The sequence below is a fragment of the Streptomyces sp. NPDC059010 genome, assembly GCF_042740355.1.
Lineage (GTDB): Bacteria > Actinomycetota > Actinomycetes > Streptomycetales > Streptomycetaceae > Streptomyces.
Genome location: NZ_JBHYJA010000033.1, coordinates 86,175 through 88,232, shown reverse-complemented (window position 1 = coordinate 88,232; position 2,058 = coordinate 86,175). Strand labels below are relative to the sequence as shown.

The 2,058-nt window shown below is 72.5% G+C and carries 1 protein-coding gene, 1 tRNA gene and 1 other RNA gene; 1 reads left to right on the top strand and 2 read right to left on the bottom strand.

The window, feature by feature from the left end; all coding sequences use genetic code 11:
• Together ACFWYS_RS30990 and ffs are read right to left on the bottom strand one after the other, a co-directional pair.
• The coding region (locus ACFWYS_RS30990) for a DNA polymerase III subunit gamma and tau (protein ID WP_384775940.1) at positions 1-1,619 on the bottom strand (1,619 nt) is incomplete at its 3' end.
• A 55-nt stretch (positions 1,620-1,674) separates the two neighbouring features.
• An RNA gene (gene ffs / locus ACFWYS_RS30985) (signal recognition particle sRNA small type) lies at positions 1,675-1,771 on the bottom strand.
• 73 nt (positions 1,772-1,844) lie between these two features.
• Between ffs and ACFWYS_RS30980 the strand changes: the two genes are divergently transcribed.
• Positions 1,845-1,932 (top strand) — tRNA-Ser (locus tag ACFWYS_RS30980).
• Positions 1,933-2,058 lie beyond the last annotated feature (126 nt).

Sequence of the window (2,058 nt, the reverse complement as noted above, 5' to 3'; positions counted from 1 at the left end):
CCGCCTGCGGGGGCGGCGGTGGGCCAGGCGCCGGGGGCGGAGGCGGGAGCGGGGGTGGGGGGTGCCGGGGGGTTGGTGTCGGCGGGGGCGGGCGCAGGCGTGGGTGCGGGGGCTGGTGCCTGGGTGGGGGGAGCCTGGTGCGGTGGCTGGGGCTGCTGGTCGGGCTGGGGTGGTCCGCCGGGAGTGTGCGCGGGGGGCGCGGAGGGTCCGGAGGCGGGCTGTCCCATGGGCGCGCCCTGCCCCGCAGGAGCTGCACCGGGCGTACCGGGCGTACCAGTCGCACCGCCGCCGGCCATGCCCGCGGTGGGCGCTCCTCCCGCGGGCGCGCCCGAAGCCCGTACGGCGGCCCGGGCCGCGGCGGGTCCGCCGCCCGGCGGTACGGGTGCGGCGGCGGCTCCGCCATGGGCGTCGGGACCGGGCACGTATCCCATCGCGGGCATGCCACCACCCGCCGAGAAGTTGACGCCCCGCTCCAGCCGGTCGATCCGGGCCAGCAGGGCGCGCTCGTCCCCGTACGCCGCCGGGAGCAGCACGCGCGCGCAGATGAGTTCGAGCTGGAGGCGCGGGGAGGTGGCTCCGCGCATCTCGGTCAACCCCTCGTTGACGAGGTCGGCGGCCCGGCTCAGTTCGGCGGCGCCGAAGGTGCCGGCCTGGGCCTGCATGCGCTCCAGGACGTCGGCGGGGGCATCGATGAGCCCCTTGTCGATGGCGTCCGGCACCGCAGCCAGGATCACCAGGTCCCGCAGCCGCTCCAGCAGGTCGGCGACGAACCGCCGGGGGTCGTTGCCCCCCTCGATGATCCGGTCCACGACCTCGAAGGCGGCGGCCCCGTCACCGGTCGCGAAGGCCTCCACGACGGAGTCGAGCAGCGAGCCGTCGGTGTACCCGAGCAGGGAGGTGGCCATGGCATACGTCACACCCTCCTCCCGCGCTCCGGCGAGCAGCTGGTCCATGACGGACATGGAGTCACGCACGGACCCCGCACCCGCGCGCACGACCAGCGGCAGAACGCCCTCCTCGACGGGGATGTTCTCCCGTCCGCACACCTCACCGAGGTAGTCACGCAGGGTGCCGGGCGGCACCAGCCGGAAGGGATAGTGGTGCGTCCGCGACCGGATGGTCCCGATGACCTTCTCGGGCTCGGTCGTGGCGAAGATGAACTTCAGATGCTCCGGCGGCTCCTCGACGACCTTCAGCAGCGCGTTGAAGCCGGCCGACGTGACCATGTGGGCCTCGTCGATGATGTAGATCTTGTAGCGGCTGCCGGCGGGCCCGAAGAAGGCCTTTTCGCGCAGCTCACGGGCGTCGTCCACACCACCGTGCGAAGCGGCGTCGATCTCGATGACGTCGATCGATCCCGGGCCGTTCCGAGCGAGGTCCTGGCACGACTGGCACTGCCCGCACGGGGTCGGCGTGGGCCCCTGCTCGCAGTTGAGGCATCGCGCGAGGATCCGGGCGCTGGTCGTCTTGCCGCATCCGCGCGGCCCGCTGAACAGGTACGCGTGATTGACCCGGTTGTTCCGCAGCGCCTGCTGCAGCGGGTCGGTTACATGCTCCTGCCCGATGACCTCGGCGAACGACTCCGGGCGATAGCGGCGGTACAGCGCAAGGGACGACACACGTACGAGGTTATAGGCGCCCACTGACAACGCGGTCCGCGGAGGCGGCCGGGAATGACAAGACCCCCCACGCACCCGCCAGAGCCGACCTACCCTTGCTGCCTTCCGGCCCTGGGGGAGTTCAGTCAGATAGCGCCGCGTGAGGGGCTGAGCCCCAGCCTACCTGATCGCCGGGCGCCCGAACGAGTTCGCTAGCACCCTCCAGCGTCATGTAATGTTTCCGGCGGAGGATTCGCCTAGAGGCCTAGGGCGCACGCTTGGAAAGCGTGTTGGGGGCAACCCCTCACGAGTTCGAATCTCGTATCCTCCGCCAGTGCCTCACCGGGCACGATGTCGAAGGGGCCCCCCCCATGCGGGGGGGGGCCGGGCTCTGTTTGTGGGGCCCCCATGCGGTCCCGCGGGACGGCGGGGGTGGTGGAATGGCCCCCGGGGCGCGGCC